The sequence below is a fragment of the Nocardia sp. NPDC050717 genome, from assembly GCF_040654275.1.
Lineage (GTDB): Bacteria > Actinomycetota > Actinomycetes > Mycobacteriales > Mycobacteriaceae > Nocardia.
Genome location: NZ_JBFAHR010000005.1, coordinates 206,323 through 228,081, shown reverse-complemented (window position 1 = coordinate 228,081; position 21,759 = coordinate 206,323). Strand labels below are relative to the sequence as shown.

Annotated in this window: 20 protein-coding genes; 6 read left to right on the top strand and 14 right to left on the bottom strand. The window is 71.9% G+C overall.

Annotated features, from left to right (window positions below; all coding sequences use genetic code 11):
• The first annotated feature begins 61 nt into the window (after positions 1-61).
• The gene (locus AB0H56_RS13585) at positions 62-763 is read left to right on the top strand and encodes a PhzF family phenazine biosynthesis protein (protein ID WP_357161756.1); all 702 of its coding nucleotides are present in this window, start codon (positions 62-64) and stop codon (positions 761-763) included.
• 3 nt (positions 764-766) lie between these two features.
• Here AB0H56_RS13585 and AB0H56_RS13580 read toward each other — a convergent pair whose 3' ends face one another.
• Positions 767-1,744: a hypothetical protein gene (locus tag AB0H56_RS13580; protein WP_357161753.1), complete on the bottom strand. Its 978-nt coding sequence runs from the start codon at positions 1,742-1,744 to the stop codon at positions 767-769.
• Positions 1,745-1,802: 58 nt separating this feature from the next.
• Complete coding sequence (locus tag AB0H56_RS13575; protein WP_357161750.1) at positions 1,803-2,390, bottom strand: DUF5134 domain-containing protein; 588 nt, start codon at positions 2,388-2,390, stop codon at positions 1,803-1,805.
• A 116-nt stretch (positions 2,391-2,506) separates the two neighbouring features.
• Here AB0H56_RS13575 and AB0H56_RS13570 point away from each other — a divergent pair, with 116 nt between their 5' ends.
• From AB0H56_RS13570 to AB0H56_RS13560, 3 genes are all read left to right on the top strand, one after another.
• Positions 2,507-2,998 (top strand): GNAT family N-acetyltransferase, encoded by a 492-nt coding sequence (locus tag AB0H56_RS13570; RefSeq protein WP_357161747.1) that lies wholly within the window; start codon positions 2,507-2,509, stop codon positions 2,996-2,998.
• A 94-nt stretch (positions 2,999-3,092) separates the two neighbouring features.
• Positions 3,093-3,485, top strand: coding sequence for a YciI family protein (locus AB0H56_RS13565; RefSeq protein ID WP_357161744.1), 393 nt, complete (start codon positions 3,093-3,095; stop codon positions 3,483-3,485).
• Entirely contained in the window at positions 3,482-4,735 is a 1,254-nt protein-coding gene (locus tag AB0H56_RS13560) for a sigma-70 family RNA polymerase sigma factor (RefSeq protein WP_357161741.1), read from the top strand. Before AB0H56_RS13565 ends, AB0H56_RS13560 begins: the two co-directional genes overlap by 4 nt.
• Before the next feature lie 63 nt (positions 4,736-4,798).
• Here the strand turns inward: AB0H56_RS13560 and AB0H56_RS13555 are convergent, their stop codons facing one another.
• Positions 4,799-6,022, bottom strand: a complete 1,224-nt coding sequence (locus tag AB0H56_RS13555) for an aminotransferase class III-fold pyridoxal phosphate-dependent enzyme (RefSeq protein WP_357161738.1) — start codon at positions 6,020-6,022, stop codon at positions 4,799-4,801.
• Between the two features lie 54 nt (positions 6,023-6,076).
• Positions 6,077-6,718 (bottom strand): Pr6Pr family membrane protein, encoded by a 642-nt coding sequence (locus AB0H56_RS13550; protein WP_357161735.1) that lies wholly within the window; start codon positions 6,716-6,718, stop codon positions 6,077-6,079.
• A 181-nt stretch (positions 6,719-6,899) separates the two neighbouring features.
• Between AB0H56_RS13550 and hrpA the strand changes: the two genes are divergently transcribed.
• On the top strand, positions 6,900-11,201 hold the full coding sequence (gene hrpA / locus AB0H56_RS13545) for an ATP-dependent RNA helicase HrpA (RefSeq protein WP_357161732.1): 4,302 nt from the start codon (positions 6,900-6,902) through the stop codon (positions 11,199-11,201).
• A gap of 9 nt (positions 11,202-11,210) precedes the next feature.
• Here hrpA and nrdR read toward each other — a convergent pair whose 3' ends face one another.
• The 3 genes from nrdR to AB0H56_RS13530 form a co-directional block, all read right to left on the bottom strand.
• Positions 11,211-11,675 (bottom strand): transcriptional regulator NrdR, encoded by a 465-nt coding sequence (gene nrdR / locus AB0H56_RS13540; protein WP_110035738.1) that lies wholly within the window; start codon positions 11,673-11,675, stop codon positions 11,211-11,213.
• A 58-nt stretch (positions 11,676-11,733) separates the two neighbouring features.
• Positions 11,734-12,918: a hypothetical protein gene (locus tag AB0H56_RS13535; protein WP_357161729.1), complete on the bottom strand. Its 1,185-nt coding sequence runs from the start codon at positions 12,916-12,918 to the stop codon at positions 11,734-11,736.
• A 188-nt stretch (positions 12,919-13,106) separates the two neighbouring features.
• Entirely contained in the window at positions 13,107-13,769 is a 663-nt protein-coding gene (locus AB0H56_RS13530) for a hypothetical protein (protein ID WP_357161726.1), read from the bottom strand.
• A gap of 186 nt (positions 13,770-13,955) precedes the next feature.
• Between AB0H56_RS13530 and lexA the strand changes: the two genes are divergently transcribed.
• Positions 13,956-14,672 carry a transcriptional repressor LexA gene (lexA, locus tag AB0H56_RS13525; RefSeq protein ID WP_110035741.1) on the top strand — a complete coding sequence of 239 codons (717 nt, stop codon included), beginning with the start codon at positions 13,956-13,958 and terminating at the stop codon, positions 14,670-14,672.
• A gap of 4 nt (positions 14,673-14,676) precedes the next feature.
• Here the strand turns inward: lexA and AB0H56_RS13520 are convergent, their stop codons facing one another.
• The 7 genes from AB0H56_RS13520 to AB0H56_RS13490 form a co-directional block, all read right to left on the bottom strand.
• On the bottom strand, positions 14,677-15,417 hold the full coding sequence (locus tag AB0H56_RS13520) for a pirin family protein (protein ID WP_357161723.1): 741 nt from the start codon (positions 15,415-15,417) through the stop codon (positions 14,677-14,679).
• 85 nt (positions 15,418-15,502) lie between these two features.
• A complete protein-coding gene (locus AB0H56_RS13515) occupies positions 15,503-16,378 on the bottom strand; it encodes a lysophospholipid acyltransferase family protein (RefSeq protein WP_357161720.1) in 876 nt (291 codons plus the stop codon).
• Positions 16,379-16,505: 127 nt separating this feature from the next.
• Complete coding sequence (hflX, locus tag AB0H56_RS13510) at positions 16,506-17,936, bottom strand: GTPase HflX (RefSeq protein ID WP_357162079.1); 1,431 nt, start codon at positions 17,934-17,936, stop codon at positions 16,506-16,508.
• A gap of 171 nt (positions 17,937-18,107) precedes the next feature.
• On the bottom strand, positions 18,108-18,989 hold the full coding sequence (gene dapF / locus AB0H56_RS13505; RefSeq protein ID WP_357162076.1) for a diaminopimelate epimerase: 882 nt from the start codon (positions 18,987-18,989) through the stop codon (positions 18,108-18,110).
• A gap of 44 nt (positions 18,990-19,033) precedes the next feature.
• Positions 19,034-19,870 carry a TrmH family RNA methyltransferase gene (locus AB0H56_RS13500; RefSeq protein WP_357161717.1) on the bottom strand — a complete coding sequence of 279 codons (837 nt, stop codon included), beginning with the start codon at positions 19,868-19,870 and terminating at the stop codon, positions 19,034-19,036.
• Entirely contained in the window at positions 19,867-20,802 is a 936-nt protein-coding gene (miaA, locus tag AB0H56_RS13495; protein ID WP_357161714.1) for a tRNA (adenosine(37)-N6)-dimethylallyltransferase MiaA, read from the bottom strand. The genes AB0H56_RS13500 and miaA overlap by 4 nt, the downstream gene beginning before the upstream one ends.
• A complete protein-coding gene (locus AB0H56_RS13490) occupies positions 20,799-21,572 on the bottom strand; it encodes a hypothetical protein (RefSeq protein WP_357161712.1) in 774 nt (257 codons plus the stop codon). Before AB0H56_RS13490 ends, miaA begins: the two co-directional genes overlap by 4 nt.
• Positions 21,573-21,759 lie beyond the last annotated feature (187 nt).

The following is a 21,759-nucleotide window of genomic DNA, read 5'->3' as shown; positions in this document are numbered from 1 at the left end:
GTCACGACCCGCGCGAAAACGCTGCCGCCGGGGCCCGGACCCGGCCGGTAGGCTCATGATCATGAACGCACACGATGCGCCAGAAGCCCCCGATGTGCAGGTCGAGGTCGTCCGGGTGTTCACCGATGCCGCGGGCGGGCTCGGCAACGCGCTCGGCATCGCTCGCGCGGGTGACGTCGTCGCGCTCGACAAGCAGGAACTGGCCGCACGGCTGGGATTCAGCGAGACCACCGTGGTCGAGGACCCCGTCGACGGGGTGGCCCGGGTCCGCATCTACACCCCCACCGTGGAGCTGCCCTTCGCCGGGCATCCGAGCGTCGGCACCGCCTGGTGGCTCGCGGCCCAGCGCATGCCGGTGCACACGTTGCAGGTGCCCGCTGGACCGGTCGCGGTCGACCAGACCGACGGCATCACCTGGATCACCGCCCGCGCGGAATGGGCACCGGACTTCGCTTTCCACCAGCTGGAGACGGCCGAGGAACTGGCACTGTTGCGCCCGGACGACTTCAACGAGGGCCAGCACTACTTCTGGACCTGGACCGACGAGACCCGCGGCGCCCTGCGCTCGCGCATGTTCGCCCCCGCCATGGGGATCGCCGAGGACGAGGCGACCGGCGCGGCGGCGGTCGCGCTCACCGGGCAGCTGCGCCGCGGTCTGGTGGTGACCCAGGGGCAGGGCTCGCAGCTCTACACCGAATGGGATTCCGACGGCTGGGTGCGCCTGGGCGGGCGGGTCGCCGAGGACCACACCGTCGTGCTCTGACGGTCACTCCCCCGTGCCGCCGAGCCTGCGCAGCCACGGCGGCCGGTTCGGCCAGTGCGCGCGCCGGGCCGGCTCGGCGGTGCCGAGATCGGCGAGGACCCGCGCCTCCAGGTGCCGTGGCGGGGTGCGCTGGTCGTCGACGGCCAGCCGGGCGAGGACCTCGTGCACGCCGGTGACCCTGGCGGCGAAGCGGTCGACGCGCTGCGGCGGCATCGCGGCGAGCTTGTTCTCGATGTGGTGGTGTTCGAGCTCGGCGACCGCGTCGAGGGCATAGGCGTCGGCGAGCGCGAGCGGCGAGCCGGGCGGCGCCGAGGCCTGCGGGACCGCGAACCCGGTGGCGCGCTGTTCGGCGAGGCGTTCGACGCCGTCGGCCAGCAGCCGGGTGACCACGGGTACCCGCAGGCCCAGTTCCCTGCCGATCGCCCGGTAGGTGCGGCCCCCGTAGTAGGCGAGCACGAACACCTCGCAGTGACTGTCGAGCGGATCGGCGAAGCCGAGACGGGCCGAGGCCGCGAGCCAGGGCAGGTCGTCGGTGTCGTGCCGGTCCAGGCGCAGCCGCCGCACCGCCAGGCGGTGGACCTGCGCGAGCAACCAGCAGTGCTCGCTGTCGACCGCCTCCTCGGCAGCGGGCTGGCCGGCCGTGGGCCGCGGCGCGGTCGTGCCGAGACCGGCCACGAATGCCGAACGGCCCCACGGTGTTCCGAGGTCGGGGACCGCTGCGGTCGCGGTGGACGCCGGCGCCGGTGCGTCGTCCTTCGGCTCCCCGCGCCGCGGCGCCGCACGCAGACACCGATAGGCCTCGCGGACAACGTCTTCGGCGGAGCCGCGGCGGTGCAGGACGCGCAACGCGAGCCCGAAGGCCGCGGCGCCGGTGGCGCGGTAGAGCTCGCGCATCGCGTCGCGATCCTCGGCGCCGCAGGACGACTCGGCGGCGGGCGGCACGGCGCCCGGCACCGGGTCGGGTCGGCGGTGCCGGTTCATCGTCGAATTCCTGTCCGCACAAAGGCAATTCGCAGCCCGGGCGGTTGTGGATCGGTATTCACCGCCCGATCGCGGCGATCAGCATGAACGCGGTGCCGATGTCCATGACCACGTGCGGCACCAGCGCCGAGGTCAACGGGTGGGCGCCGACGGGGTGCGCGAACCGGTGCCAGCGCCCGCCGTGACGCGCGGTACCCACGGCAAGCACCGCGTCCAGCGTGAACAACACGGCCAGCGTGGCGGCGGGCCAGCTCGGCGTGTCGGCCGCGTGTCCGGAGTCGTGGCCTGCCATCGCGTAGAGCATGGCCGCCGCGGCCAGGGTGTGATAGCCCAGCGCCGCGACCCCGTCGCCCGTGGCGCTCCCCGCGCGCAGGCCGAGGACACGTTCGGCCAGCAGCACCGCGAACGCCACGGTGAGCGCGGTGAGCAGGCCGCGCACGGCGTGCGGGTGCGTGGCGGCGGGGAAGAGCAGCATCGCCAGCATCACCAGGCACATGAGCAGATGCGCGCTGTCGGCGGCGGCGTCGGCCCGGCGGTCGTCGGTGTGCCCGCGAGCGAGCCGGACCGCGACGATGCCCAGCGCGAGCAGGAACGCCGCGACGACCGGCCAGCGCACGAGTGCGTACTGCTGCACGAATTCGGCCACACCCCACCACCTTCGACTCGCCCACCCACGCATCTCCATGCTCGCACCGAGGCCGCGTCCGCGGGCGTGATTCCCCCAGCCGCGCGGTCGCGGCCGCCGTGACCGATCATGGAACGATGCCCGACACCCCGACCCGCGCCGCGGTGCGCGTCACCGTCGACGATCTCGCCGGTGCCGCGATCCGCGACCTGCTGACCGGCCACCACACCGAGATGGCCGCCAACTCCCCCGCCTGCAGCATGCACGCCCTCGACCTGACCGCCCTGCGCGACCCGGCGGTCACCGTGTGGAGCGCCTGGGTGGGCACGGATCTGGCCGGGTGCGGGGCGCTGAAAGAACTCGACGCCGGGCACGGCGAGGTCAAGTCGATGCGCACCGCCGACGGGTTCACCGGGCGCGGGGTCGCGGCCACGGTCCTCGCGGCGATCGTCACCGAGGCGCGCGGGCGCGGCTACACCCGGCTGAGCCTCGAGACCGGATCCGACGACTTCTTCGCCCCCGCGCGGCGGCTGTACCTGCGGCACGGGTTCACCGAGTGCGGTCCGTTCGCGGACTACGTCCTCGATCCGTACAGCCGGTTCTTCACCCGCGAGCTCGATCCGGCCTGAGTCCCGGCGGCGATGTCGACATCGCCGCCGCGGCTCCGACGTTCTGGGTGAGGATGGGTCGACCGGACGCATCCGCGAAGGCGAAGGAGCCGTGATGAAGTACGTGATCCTCATCCACTCGAACCCGCGGCCGTGGGGTCATCCCACCTCCGACTACCTGCCCGAGTACCAGGAGATGTCGCGGGCGGAGCGGGACCGGGTCGACGCCGACTTCGCGCAACTGCTCGGCGAGCTGCAGGAGCGGGGCGAACTGGTGGGCGGCGAGGCGCTGGCGGCGCCCGAGTCGGCGCGGCTCTACCGCTGGGCCGACGGCGAGCCGCTGGTCAGCGACGGACCGTATTCGGAGGCCAAGGAACATCTGGCCGGGTTCTTCCTGATCGACGTGGAGAGCCGGACACGCGCCGAGCAGATCGTGGCCCGGTTCGCCGGGCCCGGCGAGACGGTGGAGCTGCGGCCGACGATGTGGCCGGGCGGCGAGGACCAGTGACGGCGCGGGTGGTCGCGGACGTGTGGCGGCGCGAGGCGCCCTACGTCCTGGCCGCCCTGCTGCGCAGGCACGGCGATCTCGGCGACTGCGAGGACGCCGCGCAGGAGGCCGCGGCGGCCGCGCTCACGCAGTGGGCCCGCGACGGTACGCCCGCCGATCCGCGGGGCTGGTTGATCACCGTGGCCTCGCGGCGGCTGATCGACCGCGTGCGGGCCGATCGGGCACGGTCGGGTCGCGAGGAGGCGGTGGCGACCGCGAGCCCCGCCGACACGCTCATGGCCCCGGCCGCCGACGCGGAGCGGGCGGAGTACGACGACACCCTGCGGCTGCTCCTGCTGTGCTGCCATCCGAGCCTGAGCCGCCCGTCGCAGGTCGCGCTGACCCTGCACGCCGTCGGCGGGCTGGCGACGGCGCGGATCGCGGCGGCCTACCTCGTCCCGGAACGGACCATGACCCAGCGGTTGACCAGGGCGCGCGCGACCCTGCGGGCAGCCGGCGCCCGGTTCACGATGCCCGCGCCCGCCGAACTGCCCGCGCGGATCGCGGCCGTGCTCGACGTGTGCCACCTGATGTTCGTGGCGGGCCACACCCGCTCGGCGGGAGACGCGCTGGTGGATCGGGAGCTGTCCACCGAGGCGATCCGCCTCACCCGGACCCTGCGCGCGGCGATCCCCGAGCACGACGAGGTGGCGGGCGCGCTGGCGCTGATGCTGCTCACCCACGCGAGGTCGGCGACGCGGCTGCGCGCCGGCGAGCTGGTCCCGCTGGCCGAGCAGGAGCGCGACCGCTGGGATCGGGCGGCGATCGCCGAGGGCGTGGCGATCCTGGAGCGGGTGCTGCCACGCGGGCCCGTCGGCCGGTACCAGCTGCAGGCCGCGATCGCGGCGGTCCACGCCGAGGCCGCGACCTGGGTGGACACGGACTGGGCGCAGATCGCCGTGCTGTACGCGATGCTCGACCGAGTGGCGCCGAGTCCGGTGGTCACCCTCAATCGCGCCGTCGCGGTCGGCATGGCCGAGGGCCCCGAGCGCGGTCTCGCGCTGGTGACGCCCCTGCTCGACGATCCCGCGATGGCCCGCCACCACCGCACCCATGCCGTCCGCGCGCATCTGCTGGAGATGACCGGCGACCACGAGCGGGCACTCGACAGTTACCGGCGCGCCGCCCAGCTCACCGCGAGTGTGCCCGAACAGCGCTATCTCAACGCGCGGGCGGCCCGCCTGACCCGGGGCCTGCCGCACGGCGACTGACCCCGGGTCGCGCGGGCGGCGCCTGATCCGGGACCTGCCGCCCTGCGGCTGACCCCGGGTCGGTCAGCCCAGCGCGCGGGTGAAGCCCTCGACGAGCTCGGCGACCTGCGCGTCGGTCATCACGAACGACGGCGAGATCTGCATCGCGCCCTGCCCGGCCGCGCGGCCCGAGATGCCGTGCTCGCGCAGGGTTTTCACGAGGCCGGGGCCCTCGGCCGGGTCAGCCAGCTGCACCGCGGCGACGGCACCGAGCCCGCTGCGCACCTCGGCCACCCGCGGATGCTCGGCCAGCGGGGCCAGTGCCACGTGCAGCGTGTTCTCCAGGCGCGCCGCCTCTTCCAGCAGACCCTCCCGCTCCACGATGGCGAGGTTGGCCAGTGCCGCCGCGGCCGCGCCCGCATGCCCGCCGTAGGTGTAGCCGTGCCGCCACCAGACCCCGCCCGCGAAGAACGGCTCCGCCAGGCGCGGCGCGATGAACACCGCGCCCATCGGGACGTAGCCCGAGGTCAAGCCCTTGGCGGTGGTGACAAGATCGGGTTCGAGACCGAACCGGGTGGAGGCGAACCAGGAACCGCCGATCCGGCCGAATCCGGTGACGACCTCGTCGGCGACGAACAGGATGTCGTTGTCGCGGCAGATCTGCCTGACCTCGGCCAGGTAGCCCTCCGGCGGCAGGTACACCCCGCCCGCGCCGATGATCGGCTCGCAGAAGAAGGCCGCGATCTGCTCGGCGCCGATCTCCTCGATCAGGGCGAGCAGCGATTTCGCGTCGTCCCATTCGACGGTGCGGGTGTCGGCGACCAGCTCGCCGTAGCCCTCACGGTTACCGGCCAGACCACCGATGGAGGTGCCCGCGTAGTGCATGCCGTGATAGGCCAGGCGACGGCCGACGAGGATCTTCTTGGCGGGGCGGCCGAGCTCGTGCCAGTACCGGCGGGCCAGCTTGGCGGCGGTCTCCACCGAGTCCGAGCCGCCGGAGGTGAAGAAGATCTTGCTGCCCGGCACGGGCGCGATCGCCGACAGCTTCTCGGCGAGTTCCTGGGTCGCCGGCTCGGTGAGGTCACCGAAGTTGGAGTAGTGGGCGATGGTCCGCAACTGCGCGGCGACCGCGTCGGCGATCTCCGCGCGACCGTGGCCGACGTTGGCGAACCAGAGCCCGGCGGTGGCGTCGAGGTACCGCGTGCCCGCGGTGTCGTAGACGTAGGCACCGTCGCCGCGGGCGACGACGAACGCACCGTCACGGTTGACGGCACCCATATCGGCGAATCCATGCCAGAGCGCATTCATGGCTCCACACTTACCCCAACCGCTCCGGGCGCGCTCGCCGGACCCGCCGATGTCTCAGTCCGCGGTCCGGCGATCCCGCCACCACGCGGGCAGATCGGCCAGCGACGCCATGGCTACCGCCAGCACCGCGAACACCAGGGTCAACACCACCAGCCCGATCGCCATCGAGAGATAGCCCTGTTCGCGCGGATCCAGGAACGGGTACGGATACCAGTCGACGATGGGTCCGCGGATCAGGCTGTAGACGCCGTAGGCCAGCGGGAACAGCAGCCACTGCCCGATCAGCGCGGGACTGGGCCGCAACCGCTCGGGCATCGCAACCAGCACCCAGTCCAGCACCAGCACCAGCGGGATGTAGCGGTGCATGGTGTCGTTGATCCACTTGTCGTTGAGCATCACGTCCAGATGCGCGAGCAGCACCGCATAGACCACCATCGTGATGAGCATGTACAGCGTCGCCGCGCCCCGGAACAGCTGCCAGCCACGGCTCTGCGGGGCGAACAACCCACCGACCAGCAGCGCGATCACGCCGAGGACGTTCGACTCCACGGTGAAGTAGCTCAGGTAGTTCGCCAGCGAGAAGGTGTCCGAGCCGATGTTGCGCACGGGAATCCACAGCAGGGCCACCGCGCCGAGCACGCCGAACCCGACCCGCAGGACCCTGACCCACCACGCCGTCCCCGTCACTGTGCTCATCGCCGGATCATCGCACGTCGATGCCCGGAAAACGCCGATCCGGACCTCGCGTCGCGACCCGATCGCCGACCCGCCCGGGGTGTGCGGGGCGCACTCCGGTGTGTCGTCGGTCTCCACCGCCCGGCCCCGCGACGGCGCCGACGGAAAACCGGTGGCGGGCTTCGCTACGCTGGTACACGCAATGACCAGGACAGCTAGCACCGGAACCCGCGCGCTGCGCACCCGCCTGGCGGAGGTCTCGCTGCGCGACGAACACCGGCTCCGGCGCAAGCTCGACCGGGCGCGCCCCGACGACCTGCCCGCACTGGACGCCGAGATCGCCGCCGCCGAGACCCGCGTGGCCAATCGCCGCGCGGCGGTTCCGGCCATCCGCTATCCGGAGCAGTTGCCGGTCTCCGCGCGCCGCGACGACATCGCGGCCGCCATCGCAGCGCATCAGGTGGTGATCGTCGCCGGCGAGACCGGCTCGGGCAAGACCACCCAGATCCCCAAGATCTGCCTGGAGCTCGGGCGTGGGATCCGCGGCACCATCGGGCACACCCAGCCGCGCAGGCTGGCGGCGCGCACCGTCGCCGAGCGCATCGCCGAGGAACTCGGCACCGAATTGGGTGATGTGGTCGGCTATACCGTCCGCTTCACCGATCAAGCCTCCGACCGCACCCTGGTCAAGCTGATGACCGATGGCATCCTGCTCGCCGAGATCCAGCGCGACCGGCTGCTGCGCCGCTACGACACGATCATCATCGACGAGGCCCACGAGCGCAGCCTCAACATCGACTTCCTGCTGGGCTACCTCAAACAACTGCTGCCGCGGCGCCCCGATCTCAAGGTGATCATCACCTCGGCCACCATCGATCCGGAGCTGTTCGCCCGCCACTTCGCCGACGCGCAGGGCACGCCTGCCCCGATCGTGGAGGTGTCGGGCCGATCGTATCCGGTCGAATTGCGGTATCGCCCACTGTCGTTGGAGCTGCCTGGCGCCGACGAGGACGACGAGGACGCGACCCGCGTCGTCGACCGCGACCCCACCGACGCCATCGCCGACGCCGTCACCGAACTGTTCGCCGAGGGCGACGGCGACGTGCTGGTGTTCCTGTCGGGCGAACGCGAGATCCGCGACACCGCCGACGCCCTGCGCGATGTGAAACTCGCGCGCACCGAGATCGTGCCGCTCTACGCCCGGCTGTCGGCCGCCGAGCAGCACAAGGTGTTCGCGCCGCACACCGGGCGCCGGGTGGTGCTGGCCACCAACGTCGCGGAGACCTCGCTGACCGTGCCGGGGATCCGGTACGTCATCGATCCCGGCACCGCCAGGATCTCCCGCTATTCGATGCGCACCAAGGTGCAGCGGCTGCCGATCGAACCGATCTCGCAGGCCTCGGCGCGGCAGCGCTCCGGCCGCTGCGGCCGCGTGGCCGACGGCATCTGCATCCGCCTGTACGCCGAGGACGATTTCGAGTCGCGGCCCGCGTTCACCGAACCGGAGATCCTGCGCACGAATCTGGCCGCGGTCATCCTGCAGATGACCGCGCTCGGCCTGGGCGACATCGAGAGCTTCCCGTTCGTCGAGGCCCCCGATCGCCGCGCCATCCGCGACGGCATCGCCCTGCTGGAGGAACTCGGCGCCCTCGCCCACGGGAGTTCGAAAACCGTTGACGCCGAAGCGGACTCGCGGGGCCACCTCACACTCACCGCCATCGGCCGGGAGATGTCCCAACTGCCGGTGGACCCGCGCATGGCGCGCATGCTCGTCGAGGCGCACCGCAACGGCTGCCTGGACGAGGTGCTGGTGATCGTCGCGGCCCTGTCGATCCAGGACGTGCGCGAGCGGCCGGTCGAGCACCAGCAGGCCGCCGACGCCCAGCACGCGCGGTTCACCGTCGACGGCTCGGACTTCCTGGCCTACCTGCGCCTGTGGGACTACCTGACCGAACAGCGCAAGTCCCTGTCGTCCAACCAGTTCCGGCGGATGTGCCGGGAGGAGTTCCTGCACTACCTGCGCATCAGGGAGTGGCAGGACCTGCACGGCCAGCTGCGCACCATCACCCGCGGCCTCGGCTGGAACCAGCCCGGCGATCTCCGGGCCGACGGCGAGGACGACCAGCGGCCGAGCCGGTCCCGGCGCGGTCGCGGCAATGCGAAACCGCAACGCGTGCGGGCGGATTCGACCCATTCCGACTCCGCCGAGGTGGCGGACGAGACGCGCACGGGCGGGACCTCCGGCGAGTCGGGGTCCGCGCGTTCCGGCGGTCATGGCCGATCCGGTGCGGCGGGCAGCGCGGGTCGTGCGGACGCCGACAGATCCCGGCGCGAGGACCGGACCGGCGGCAGACGGGGTCGCGGCCTCCCGCGCGAGGACCGGGCCCGTGGCGGGCGAGACACCGGCGCCCGGGCCGAGCAGCCCGCCGAGGCCGCCGAGGCGGCGATGCCGTGGCCGAGTGCGCAGATCCATCAGGCGCTGCTGGCCGGAATGCTGTCGCACATCGGCGTGCGGGAGGCCGAGTCGCGCGAGTTCCTCGGGGCGCGCAACGCCAAGTTCATGATCTTCCCCGGGTCGTCGCTGGCCAAGAAGCCGCCGCGCTGGGTGATGGCCGCCGAACTGGTGGAGACCTCGCGGCTGTGGGGCCGGATCACCGCGAAGATCGAGCCGGAATGGGCCGAGCGGCTCGCGGGCGATCTGGTGAAACGCACCTACTCCGAACCACACTGGTCGTCCAAGCGGGGCGCGGCGCGTGCCTACGAGCGCGCCACGCTCTACGGTGTGCCGCTGGTGACCGGACGCCCGGTCGATTTCGGGCGCATCGACCCGGAACTGTCCCGGGAGCTGTTCCTACGGCACGCGCTGGTGCAGGGCGAATGGCAGACCAGGCACGGCTTCTTCGCCCGCAACCGCGCCCTGATCGACGACGTCGCCGACCTCGAGCACCGGGCCCGGCGCCGCGACATCCTCGTCGACGACGAGGTGCTGTTCGAGTTCTACGACCGGCGCATCCCCGCCGACATCGTCTCGGTCCGGCATTTCGACAGCTGGTGGCGCAAGGCCGAGCGCCAGGATCCCACCCTGCTGGACTTCTCGACCGACACCGTGGTCAACGCCGGGGCGGCGGCCTTGGATCCCACCGATTTCCCCGACGCCTGGCGCCAGGGCGAACTGAGCTTCCCGCTGACCTACCAGTTCGAGCCGGGCCGCGACGATGACGGCGTGACCGTGCGGATCCCGGTCGAACAGCTCGCGCACGTGCGCGCCGTCGGTTTCGACTGGCTGGTGCCCGGCATGCGCGAGGAACTGGCCGCCGCGTTCATCAAGACGCTGCCGAAGACCCTGCGCCGCACCGTCGTTCCCGCCCCCGACTTCGCCGCCGCCGCGCTGCGCGAGCTGACGCCGCGGGCCGAGCCGCTGCGCACCGGCCTGGCCAGGGAACTCTCGCGCCTCGGCGCGGTCACCATCACCGCCGAGGATCTCGCCCCGACGGCACTGCCGGATCACCTGCGCATGACCTTCGCCGCCGTCGACCGGCACGGCAAGGTGCTCGCCAAGAACAAGAACCTCACCCAGCTCAAAACGCAGCTGGCCGACCAGGTTTCGGCATCGGTCGCCCGCGCTACCGCGGGCGCCGAACGCGCGCCCGCGACCGTGTGGACCTCGGAGTCGCTGGGGTCGGTGGCGCCGACGGTGCGGCGCGAGGTCGCCGGGCAGACGGTGACCGGATATCCGGCGCTGGTCCCCGAGGGCGAGGGCGTGGCCGTGCGGGTGCTCAGCTCCCCCGCCGCGCAGGCCGCCGCCATGCGCGCCGGGGTGCGCACCCTGCTGCTGGCCGCCGTGCCGACCTCCAGCAAAGCCGTCACCGCCGGGCTCCCCGCGGCCGACCGGCTGTCGCTGAGCCAGAATCCCGACGGCTCCTTGGACAAGCTCGTCGAGGACTGCCGGGTCGCTGCCGCCGACGAGCTGATCGCCGCCGCGGGCGGCCCGGTGCGCACACCCGAGGAGTTCGACCGGCTCGTCGCCACCGTCCGGCCGCAGCTGACGGGCGCCGTCACCGGCCTGATCCGCGCGGTGGTCCCGGTGCTGGCGGCGGCGCACCGCGCCCGCGCCGCCCTGGCCGACACCGTCGAATCCGATATCGCCGACGATGTCCGCCAGCAGCTCGACGACCTGCTGTTCCCCGGTTTCGTCGCCGAATGGGGCCGGGTCCGGCTGCGCGAGCTCCCCCGCTATCTGCTCGCCGCCGCGCAACGCCTCGAATCGCTGCCCGGCTCCGCGGTCCGCGATCGGCAGGGCATGGTCGAGGTCGACCGCATGCTCGCCGCCTACGACAAGCTCGTCCGCGGCCTGCCCGAAGGCCGCCGCCACGCCCGCGACGTCACCGAGATCTGGTGGATGATCGAGGAATTGCGGGTGAGCCTGTTCGCTCAGAAGCTGGGCACGCCGTATCCGGTCTCCGCCAAGCGGATCGAGAAGGCGATCGGCGCGATCCGCCGCTGAGTGACCCGCTCAGTCCGCGACGGCGGCGGTCCGCGCCTTGCGCATCTCGGTGATCTCGCGTTCGAAATCGGCTGCGCTGGTGAAGGATCGGTACACCGAGGCGAAGCGCAGATACGCCACCTCGTCGAGATCGCGCAGCGGGCCGAGGATGGCAAGGCCCACCTCGTGACTGGGCACCTCGGGCGAGCCCTTGGCGCGCACCGCGTCCTCGACCTGCTGGGCCAGCAGGTTCAGGGCGTCGTCGTCGACCTCGCGGCCCTGGCAGGCGCGCCGCACACCGACGATCACCTTCTCCCGGCTGAACGGCTCGGTGACGCCGCTGCGCTTGACCACCGACAGGATCGCGGTCTCGACGGTGGTGAACCGGCGACCGCAGGACGGACACGACCGCCGACGGCGGATCGCCGTGCCCTCCTCGACTTCCCGCGAGTCGACGACTCGCGAGTCAGGGTGTCGGCAATACGGGCAATGCATCCGAGGGTTCCTTCGTCGATGCGACGCTACTCCATGGCACTTGACAGAATACCTGTCACTACTGCACCACCTGCCACTGCGTGGTGAGATCGGTGATCAACTCCGGCAGCCGCGCGACCATCCGCCCCCTGGCGAGCTTGGCCTGGAACGGCTCGCGGAACACCGACAGTGCCCGCGCCCGGTCGAGGCACAGGTCGAGGTGCCGCGGCAGCAGGTCGTCGACGATGTAGGCCCAGCGGGTGTCGCGGTCGGCCCAGTTGAAGTCGGGCAGCGGCGCCCGCAGGCCGAGACCGCCCGCGCGCACCGTCACCGGGTCGTACTGCCCGGGCGCGCGGGTGCCCGGCACCGCCGCCTTGCCGCCGACCGTGGTCACATACGTCATGACCCGGCCCATGCCCGCGCGGCCGGCCGCGGTCACGTCCCACTGATCGGCGATGATCTCGTTCTGTTCGCGGTCGGCCATCCGGACCAGCGCGTCGGCCAGGCCCTCGTCGGTCCCGCTGTCGATGCCCACCCACGCGGTGCGGATGTCGTCGCCGATCACCCCCGCGGCGCGCATTTCGTCGATCCCGGCCATGCCGTCGGCGAGGTAGGCCTCGTGCATCGGCACCAGATCGAGGAAGATGTGTTTCTGCATGATCATCAACCGCGTCTGGTACCAGGCCAGATCGGCGGCGCTCAGCCGCGGACCCAGGGTGGCCAGCGCACCGATGTCGGCGGGCAGCGCGGCGACGAGTTCGGGCGGGGTGACGCGCAGCAGGTCGGCGACCGCGCTCCCGAGTTCGTGGATGCCGCCGACCGAGAGCAGCCCGCCGATGTCGCCGAGATCGAAGAAGCCCGAGGCGAAGGAACCGCCCGCCAACCCGGCCAGCCCGGCCCAGTAGAAGTCGGGGCGCGCGGCGGCGATGCGGAAGTAGTTCACATACACCTGCGGGAAGGTCGCCGAGTTGGCGGCGACGCCACGAAAGGGCTCCCAGCCCGCCAGGTCGATGCCCGCGTTGTCGGTGGCCACGACGAGCCAGTACTGGTGCAGCAGTGTGCCGTACCTGGTCGGCGCGATCCCGTCGGCCCTGGCTTCCTCCAGCGCCGCGAGCAGCGGCGGGGCACTCAGCGGCAGCGCCGGGTGCAGACCACCACCGAACTCACCGTCGGCGTTGACCGCCGGGAGGTCGAGATAGTCCGCGTACGCGGGCTCCGCGCGGGCGGCGGGCGCCAGCAGCGCGCCGAGGATCAGGCTGAGCAACAGGGCGATCGTGCAGCGGCGCACCGTGACCTCGCATCCGGTTCGGCCGCGGCCCCTAGCTGCCCCGGCTCAGAATGCCCGTCACCGTAGCAACGTGTTCTAGTTCTGCGCGTGCTTTTCGATCAGTTCGATCTTCGATCAGTTCTCGAAACCGGCGCGAAAACCGGTCTTGTGCAGGGATTTTGACGCTAGCGAACTGTCCCGGACAGTCCCGTCGACGAAGCGCCCTCCAGCTGCGAGATCGACGATCCCGCCGGTTCGACGCGATCACCGAAACTCCCCGCCCGCACGTGCGCGAGGCCGAGGAAGGCCATCACCACCAGCGCGGTCGCCAGCGCGACGACCGCCAGGGTGGCGAACCCGATCTGCGCGCGCTCGACGCGGCGCACCGGGTGCGCGCCGCGCGCGGGCCCGACACCGGAGACCCGGCCGTACACGGCGCCCGCCGCAGGCCGTGCCGTCCGGGGGCCACGGTCGGTACGCGCCGGGCGCGCGACCCGGGGCGCGGGCGAATCCGTGCGCGGCACCGTGGCGAAGGCGACGTCCAGCGCCGCGTCCGCCGGCCTGTGCGACGCTTCGGCGAGCACCGCGCGCGCGGCGGCCGGACCGGCAGTGCCGTAGCCGGCGAACACCTCGGCGGCCGGACCACGCGAGATCTCGGGGAGCGCCCGCTCTGGCCGCGATTCCCGTGCGGGACGCGGAAGTTCCCGTGTCGTGCGGCGCGGTACGGCATCGCCGCCGCGCACGAGCGAGAAGGGGCGCCGCGCGCGGACCGGGCGACGCCGCCGGACGACGGGCTCGGGGTAGGCGGTGTGGTCGTAGGACTGCAGGGCGCCGGTCGCTGTGCTCATCGGAAGAACCTCCGGGGTGGTGTGCCATTCGAACATCTGTGCGACGAACTGATGTTCGATTTCTACCACGCGAGAACGGCGATGTCAGCACGAAACGCCCGACATGCTCGAACAGATGTTTGATAGTTCGGCGTGGCGCGACTAACCTCGGAACAGCGAATTCGACCAGCGAAAGGGCGGGACACGGTGACCCACACAGACGACACGGGTGACGAAAGCGCTACCGGCACCGTCACATCGGGATCCGGAGCGGATCTCACCGTGCGTCAGCGCACGGTCCTCGAGGTCATCCGGACCTCGGTCACCGAGCGCGGCTATCCGCCCAGCATCCGCGAGATCGGCGACGCGGTCGGTCTCACCTCCACCTCCTCGGTGGCGCATCAGCTGCGGGCCCTCGAACGCAAGGGGTACCTACGCCGCGATCCGAATCGGCCACGCGCGGTGAACGTCCGCGGCCTGGACGAGGCGGTCCGGTCCGTGACCGCGCTCCCGGTGGAGTCCGTCGACGAGGTCGACGCGAACCGGCCCACACCCACCTTCGTCCCGGTCCTCGGCCGCATCGCCGCCGGTGGACCGATCCTGGCCGAGCAGGCCGTGGAAGACGTGTTCCCGCTGCCGCGCGAGCTGGTCGGCGACGGATCACTGTTCCTGCTCAAGGTCGTCGGCCAGTCGATGGTCGACGCGGCCATCTGCGACGGCGACTGGGTCGTGGTCCGCCAGCAGAACGTGGCCGAGGGCGGCGACATCGTGGCCGCGATGATCGACGGCGAGGCCACCGTCAAGACGTTCAAGCGCAGCGGCAAGGACGTGTGGCTGATGCCGCACAACCCGCATTTCGAACCGATCCCGGGCAACGACGCGCAAATCCTGGGCAAGGTCGTCACGGTCATCCGCAAGGTCTGATCGGTCAGCGCACGCCTGCGTCCATCTCCCAGATCAGGAGTTCGGCGGGCGTCACCGCGGTGACGCGGTGGCCGCCTGCCGCGGTCAGCCGCACCGCGTCGCCCTGAGCCAGGGTGCCGTGGTCCTCGAAGTCGACACTGCCGCGGGCCACGAACACGTGCCCGTAGGGCGCGTCCGGAACGGTGATCGAGTGGCCAGGATCCAGGCGAGCCACATGGAAGGTGGCGTGCCGGTTGCCCAGTCCGATCGCGGCCGCGCCGCGGTGGCGCGGCATTCCGGAGGCCACGGGCACCAGTTCGTTGCCGCGCAGGTCGCCGTCGATGTCGAGCTCCTGATAGCTCGGCGTGACGCCCTGCGTGTCCGGCGGGATCCACATCTGCACCACGTGCAGGCTGTCGCGTTCTCGATAGCCCGCCCCGTTGCGCTCGGAGTGCCTGATGCCGGTGCCCGCGCTCATCCGCTGGGCCAGCCCGGGCCGGATGACGCCGGAGTGGCCCGCCGAATCCTGGTGCACCACAGTGCCTTCCAGAACCCAGGTGAGGATCTCGGTGTCACGGTGCTGATGGGTGTCGAAACCCTCGCCCGGCGCCACGGTGTCCTCGTTGTGCACCAGCAGCAGTCCGTGCGCGTGGTCCTCGAGGACGAAATTGCCGGTCGCCGGAAACGATTGACGGGAGTCGAGCCAGGCGTTCCACCAGTGCGCACGATCGCCACCCGGTATCACCCGTACCTGCGCTGTCGTCATCGCCGTCCGCCTTCCCACTATCCGGACTCGGGTCCGTATAGCGGGTAACGCGGAGCGGACCGGCGGCATTCCGGCCCGGTGACGATCAGAAGGGCAGTGCCCCGCGCAGGCGCCCGACCAGGGTGCGGCCGGAATCGTGCTCGCGCTCGGAGAACAGGAACTGCAGTTCCTCCTCCAGGCTCTTGCGCACGACGTCGCGCAGATCGGCCGCCGCGGTGTCCAGATCCTCGGCCTCGAGCCACGGCGCCGGGTCGATCGGCGTGCCCGCCGAGTAGTAGAAGCGTTCCGGGCGCGGCAACGGAGTCGGACCGATGCCCTTGACCATCGGCGGGTTGAGCTCGGGGTTGATGCCGAGCAGGCTGCACGTCCAGCGCAGCGGGCGCATCACCGGATGCTGCCCGTCGAAGACGATGTCGAACGCGTCGTCCACACCGATCATCGCCAGCGGCACGATCGGCACGCCCGCCTGGATGGCCATCCGCGCGAAGCCGGTGCGGTTGTCCCACTTGAGCGCGTACTTCTCCCCCTTGCGACGGATCGCCTCGCGCCCGCCGCCGGGGAACACCACCACCGCCTCGCCACGCTCGAGCAGCGCCAGGCAGTTCGACCTGGTCCCGCGCACCGCGCCGAAGCGGTGCAGCAGGTGCCGAACGCCCGGCACCATCAGCACGTGCTCGGCGAGACCGCGGACCAGCCTGCCCCTGGCCCGCAGGATCTCCGGCATGAGCAGCGGCGCGTCGATCCCGCCGAGCAGGTTGTGATTGGCCACGATCAGCACCGGCCCCTCGGCCGGAATGTTCTCCAGGCCGTAGAAGCGCGGGCTCGCCCAGGCCCGCACCGGCGCGAAGACCGCCTCGAACGCGCGGATCTCCCATTCGCTCGGCGACGGATTCAGCGGCGCGTTGTCGGAGAGGATCCGGTCGCCCTGCCCGACCGATCCCCCGCTGTTGTTCTCACTCACATTCTCTGGACCCCGCTGGTCGTTCGACATAACACCCTCCTGCTGTCGACCATCGACCATAGCGCCCGAAAATGACTGTGTCGCATTGATCTTGACAGCGACGATGTGGCAAATCCCACTGGCCGGATCAGTTCGGGACGACCTCCGCCGGACCCGAATGCGCGTATTCCGACAGCGCGGCGGCCAGCGCGTGCGGTACCCGGGCGCGCACCCTCGTGCCGCCTTCCTCGTGGTCGGAGGAGATGATCCGGCCGTCCGCGTGGATGCGCGCGAGCAGATCACCGCGGCTGTAGGGCAACAGCACACTGATGTCGACATCGAGCCCGCCGAGCACCTCCGACAGCCGCTCGCGCAGCTGCTCCACGCCGGCGCCGGTGTGCGCGGAGACGAACGCCGCCTCCGGCAGCAGCCCGCGCAACCGGGTGAGCTCGTTCGGGTCGGCCGCGTCGATCTTGTTGATCACCAGCAGTTCCGGCGGCGCCGCGGTGCCCTGCTCCTTGATCACGTCGGTGATCACCTCGCGCACGGCCCTGATCTGTTCCAGCGGCAGCGGATCGGAACCGTCGACCACGTGCAGCAGCAGGTCGGCGCCGGTGACCTCCTCCAGCGTCGAGCGGAACGCCTCGACCAGCTGCGTCGGCAGGTGCCGGACGAAACCGACGGTGTCGGTGAACACCATCTCGCGGCCGTCGTCGAGGGCGGCCCGGCGGGTGGTCGGGTCCAGGGTGGCGAACAGCGCGTCCTGCACCAACAGGCCGGCGCCGGTGAGGGCGTTCATCAGGCTGGACTTGCCCGCGTTGGTGTAGCCGACGATCGCGACCGCGGGCACGCCGCTGCCCGCCCGCTTGGCGCGCATGGTGTCGCGGGCGGTCTTCATCTCCCGGATCTCGCGGCGCAGTTTGGCCATCCGCTCGCGGATGCGGCGGCGATCGGTCTCGATCTTGGTCTCACCGGGGCCGCGCAGACCCACACCGCCGTTGCTGCCCGCGCGACCACCGGCCTGCCGGGACATGGACTCACCCCAGCCGCGCAGTCGCGGCAGCATGTACTCCATCTGCGCGAGGGCGACCTGGGCCTTGCCCTCGCGGGAGGTGGCGTGCTGGGCGAAGATGTCGAGGATCAGCGCGGTGCGGTCGATGACCTTCACCTTCACGACCTTCTCCAGCGCGGTCAGCTGGGCCGGGGTGAGTTCACCGTCGCAGATCACGGTGTCGGCGCCGGTCTCGAGCACGATCGTGCGCAGTTCCTCGGCCTTGCCGGAGCCGATGTAGGTGGCCGGGTCGGGCTTGTCGCGGCGCTGGATCAGGCCCTCGAGGACCTCCGAGCCCGCGGTTTCGGCGAGCGCGGCCAGCTCGACCATGCTCGCGTCGGCCTGGGCGGCGCTGCCGGTGGTCCAGACACCCACCAGCACGACCCGTTCCAGGCGCAGCTGGCGGTATTCGACCTCGGTGATGTCGGTCAGTTCGGTGGACAGACCGGCGACGCGGCGTAGCGAGGAGCGCTCGTCGAGCTGCATCTCGCCGACGGTCGGTTCGGCCGACCAGCCGGGGCGCTGCATGCGGGCCGCGTGCCGCGCCAGCGCGTCGTCGACGTCACCGCGATCGGCGGCCACGTCGGGCTCGACCGCGTCGGTGTACTCGGTCGAGGTGGGTTCTGTGGGGTTCTCAGATGTCGTCATACAACCTCCATGCTGCCACGTCACGGTGACAGGACGCATCCGGTTATCCCGCTACCGCCCGTTCCACCACTCCCGGCCGATCGTGCCGCCCGCCACCAGCACCGACGGGCCGCGCAGGCTCGCCCGACCCGCGGCGATGCCGACCAGCACCTGCCCGCCGGGCACGCGCACCGTCACCTCGCCCGACCCGGTGCTCGGAGCGATGCCCGCAGCGGTGAGGGCGGCCGCCGCGGCCGCGACGGTGCCCGTCCCGCACGACCGGGTCTCCCCGACCCCGCGTTCGTAGACACGCATGTCGACGGCGTTGCCCGCGTCGAGCGGGGTGAGGATCTCGACATTGACCCCGTGCGGGAACAGGTCGGGATCGAAGCCGGGCGCGGCGGTGAGGTCCAGCTTCGCCAGCGCCTCGGCGGTGAGCGTGTCGTCGACGCAGGCCAGATGCGGATTGCCCACGTCGATGCCGATGCCTGCCAGCGCCCAGCCACCCAGGGTCGCGGTGGAGGGGCCGAGTTCGCGGACCACGCCCATGTCGACGGTCACCTCGCCCTCGACCGGTCCCGCGGCGTGCACGACCACCGGCCGGGCACCGGCGCGGCTGCCGACGACGAACTCGGTGCGCGACTCCATCCCGGACGCCACCAGATAGTGCGCGAAGACCCGCACGCCGTTGCCGCACATCTCCGCGATCGACCCGTCGGCGTTGCGGTAGTCCATGAACCAGTCGTCGGCGCCCACACCCTCGGGCAGGGCGTCGAGCACGCCCGCGGTGCGCAGCGCCCCCGCGCGGGCCACGCGCAGCACTCCGTCGGCGCCGAGCCCGCGCCGCCGATCACAGAGCGCGGCGACGCGCTCGACGGTCAGGTCGAGCTGGACCTGCGGGTCGGGCAGCACGACGAAGTCGTTCTCGGTGCCGTGGCCCTTGCTGAATTCGATGTCGGACACGCCGACCATTGTCCTCCTCGCCGGCGGCCGGCTCGCTACCGGGCGAAGGTGCGCCGCTGCCTGGCGATCTCGTAGAGGCTGATCGCCCCGGCCGAGGGCGCGCCGAGCGAGCTGGCGGTGCCGCCCATCGGAATGGTCACCAGGTCGTCGCAGGCCTCGGCCCAGGCCGCGCTCATCCCGGAGGTCTCGTTGCCGACCACCAGGATCGTGGCCTCGGTGAAGTCGTGGTCGTAGATCGTGCTCGGCGCGTGCTCGTCGGTGCCGACGATGCGGGTGGGGATGCCGCGCGCGACCTGCCGGTCCCGGAACTCGAGCACCTGGCCGGGCCCGGGGGCGCGCAGGACGGGCACGGCGAACAGCGAACCGGTGGAGGCGCGCACGGCCTGCGGGTCGAACTGGTCGGCGCCGTGCCCGGTGACGATCACCCCGGAGGCCCCGAAGGCGTCGGCCGAACGGATCAGGGTGCCGAGGTTGCCCGGCGAATTGGGGCGGTCGAACACCACGACGACGGGGGCGTCCTCGCCCGGCTCGCCCGGCGCGTAGTCGGCCAGCTCGGGTTGCCGCGAGACCGCGACGGCGACGATCTCCGGCACGCCTGCCGCCTTCTCCCCCAGCTCGGCCATGAGCTCGGGCACCAGCCCGACCTGCGGTACCTCGGCGGTGTCGAGCACCTCGCGCGCCCAGCTCGACAGATCCTGCCCGCCGAGCCGGTAGAGCAGCGTTTCCAGCGGCCAGTCGTTGGCCAGCGCCTGGGTGATCGGGCGCACGCCCTGCACGAGGAACCGGCCGTCGCGATGCCGTTTGGTCCGGTTGCTCAGGTAGGCCTGCCACACCTGCACCGAGGCGTTGCGGGTGCTCACTCGTCGCGTCACTGCGCTGTCTGTCCCATCTGGTCGTCGAGCAGTGCCAGCGCGGTCGCGGCGAGCTCGGGATCGGCGCCGTCGACCCAGGTCACCCGGGGATCGCGGCGGAACCACGACCGCTGCCTGCGCACGTACCGGCGGGTGCCGATCAGGGTGCGCTCGCGGGCGTGGGCGAGGTCGTACTCGCCGTCGAGATGGGCCAGCACCTGGGCGTAGCCGATCGCGCGGCGGGCGGTCTGGCCGTCGCGCAACCCGATCTCGAGCAGGCCGCGCACCTCCTCGACCAGGCCGGTGTCGAACATCAGGGCGGTGCGGCGCTCGATGCGAGCGTCCAGCTCGGCGGTCTCGCGGTCGACACCGAGGATGACGGTGTCCCAGCGCGGCGTGCCGATGGTCGGCGCCGACGCCGCGAAGGGCTGCCCGGTCAGCTCGACCACCTCGAGCGCGCGCACCATCCGTCTGCCGTCGGTGGGCAGGATGGTGGCCGCGGCGACCGGATCGGCCTGCTTCAGCGCCGCGTGGACCGCGTGCACGCCGCCCTCGGCGAGCAACTGCTCCCAGCGGGCCCTGACCTGCGGATCGGTCGCGGGGAAGTCCCACTGATCCAGCAGCGCCTGGACGTACATCATCGAGCCGCCCACGATGACCGGGGTGCGGCCGCGGGCCAGCAGGTCTTCGACGACCGCGCTCGCGGCGCTCTGATAGGCGGCGACGGTCGCGGTCTCGGTGACGTCGAGGACGTCGAGCAGGTGGTGGGTGATCCCGCGCCGCTGCGCGACCGGCAGTTTCGCGGTGCCCACGTCCATCCCGCGGTAGAGCTGCATCGCGTCGATGTTGACGATCTCGCCGTCGAGCCGCTGCGCGAGATCCAGCGCCAGATCGGACTTCCCGGTGGCCGTCGGTCCGACGACCGCGACGGGACGCACCTGCCGGCTCGTCACTGCTCGATCCCTTCCCGTCCACCCGGTTGCCACACGCTCACGTCGTAGCCGACCCCGAAGGGCGCGCCCTGATAGAGGGTACGCACCCGCGGATCGGCCGGATCGGCGGCGAACAGTCCGGCCAGCGCCTGATAGGCGGCCCTGCCCTCGATGAGCAGATCCGCGCACAGCGCCGGGTCGAGCGCGGCGAGCCCGGCCCGCGCACCGCTGCGCAGCGCGGCCTCGAGGCGTTCCTGCGCCGGGGCCGCGCGCTCGTCGAGGTAGCCGGGCGCTTTCAGCGTGAGGGTGGCGGCACCGTCCCCGACGACCAGCACCGCGTGCGGGGTGGGGTCGGCGTCGAGTTCGGCGCGCAGCGCGGCGCCGATGCGGGCGCACGCGGCGGGCGCGGTCCCGGCGGCGAGCAGCCGCGCGGTGACCTCGACAGCGGGTGCCACCTGGTCCCGCAACCAGCCGGCGATCAGTACCGGGAGCGGAAGCTGGGCGTCTGCCGGCGCCGGTTCGCGCGGCGCGGGGCCCAGCCCGACGACGACGTCGGCGCCGAAGCCGCGGAAGGTCCCTCTGGTCGTGGACGGGAAGTTCTGGTCGTGCGCGCCGACGCCGAGGACGGTCCAGCGCGCGGCCGACGCGGCGAGGGCGGCGGCCGCGTCGAGTGCGGCGGCGCGCAGCACCGCGACGGGGTCGTCGGGATCGCCGCCCGGCGCGCCGGGACGCCCACACAGTTGGGGCACCAGCAACGGCGGCGACGGGACCAGGGCCGCTATCGAGAACACGCCGTAACCGTAGCCGTAACGCGCGCATCGTCCGGCATCCACCGCACTCCGGCGGGGGTGCGCTCCGCGAGTGTCCGGCGCGGCGATGCCCGCCGAGATTGCTAGTGTTTTCTGGTGCGACCACCCCCGCCGTTCGGGATGAAATCCCAGGAAATCCGGCATCCGATCCCTCGGATCGATGGTTTCC

Coding starts and splice junctions, on each gene's coding strand:
- AB0H56_RS13585 (WP_357161756.1), top strand. CDS start 62: ATGAACGCACACGATGCGCCAGAAGCCCCCGATGTGCAGGTCGAGGTC.
- AB0H56_RS13580 (WP_357161753.1), bottom strand. CDS start 1,744: ATGAACCGGCACCGCCGACCCGACCCGGTGCCGGGCGCCGTGCCGCCC.
- AB0H56_RS13570 (WP_357161747.1), top strand. CDS start 2,507: ATGCCCGACACCCCGACCCGCGCCGCGGTGCGCGTCACCGTCGACGAT.
- AB0H56_RS13565 (WP_357161744.1), top strand. CDS start 3,093: ATGAAGTACGTGATCCTCATCCACTCGAACCCGCGGCCGTGGGGTCAT.
- AB0H56_RS13555 (WP_357161738.1), bottom strand. CDS start 6,022: ATGAATGCGCTCTGGCATGGATTCGCCGATATGGGTGCCGTCAACCGT.
- AB0H56_RS13550 (WP_357161735.1), bottom strand. CDS start 6,718: ATGAGCACAGTGACGGGGACGGCGTGGTGGGTCAGGGTCCTGCGGGTC.
- hrpA (WP_357161732.1), top strand. CDS start 6,900: ATGACCAGGACAGCTAGCACCGGAACCCGCGCGCTGCGCACCCGCCTG.
- nrdR (WP_110035738.1), bottom strand. CDS start 11,675: ATGCATTGCCCGTATTGCCGACACCCTGACTCGCGAGTCGTCGACTCG.
- AB0H56_RS13530 (WP_357161726.1), bottom strand. CDS start 13,769: ATGAGCACAGCGACCGGCGCCCTGCAGTCCTACGACCACACCGCCTAC.
- AB0H56_RS13520 (WP_357161723.1), bottom strand. CDS start 15,417: ATGACGACAGCGCAGGTACGGGTGATACCGGGTGGCGATCGTGCGCAC.
- hflX (WP_357162079.1), bottom strand. CDS start 17,936: ATGCAGCGCCCCGGCTGGTCGGCCGAACCGACCGTCGGCGAGATGCAG.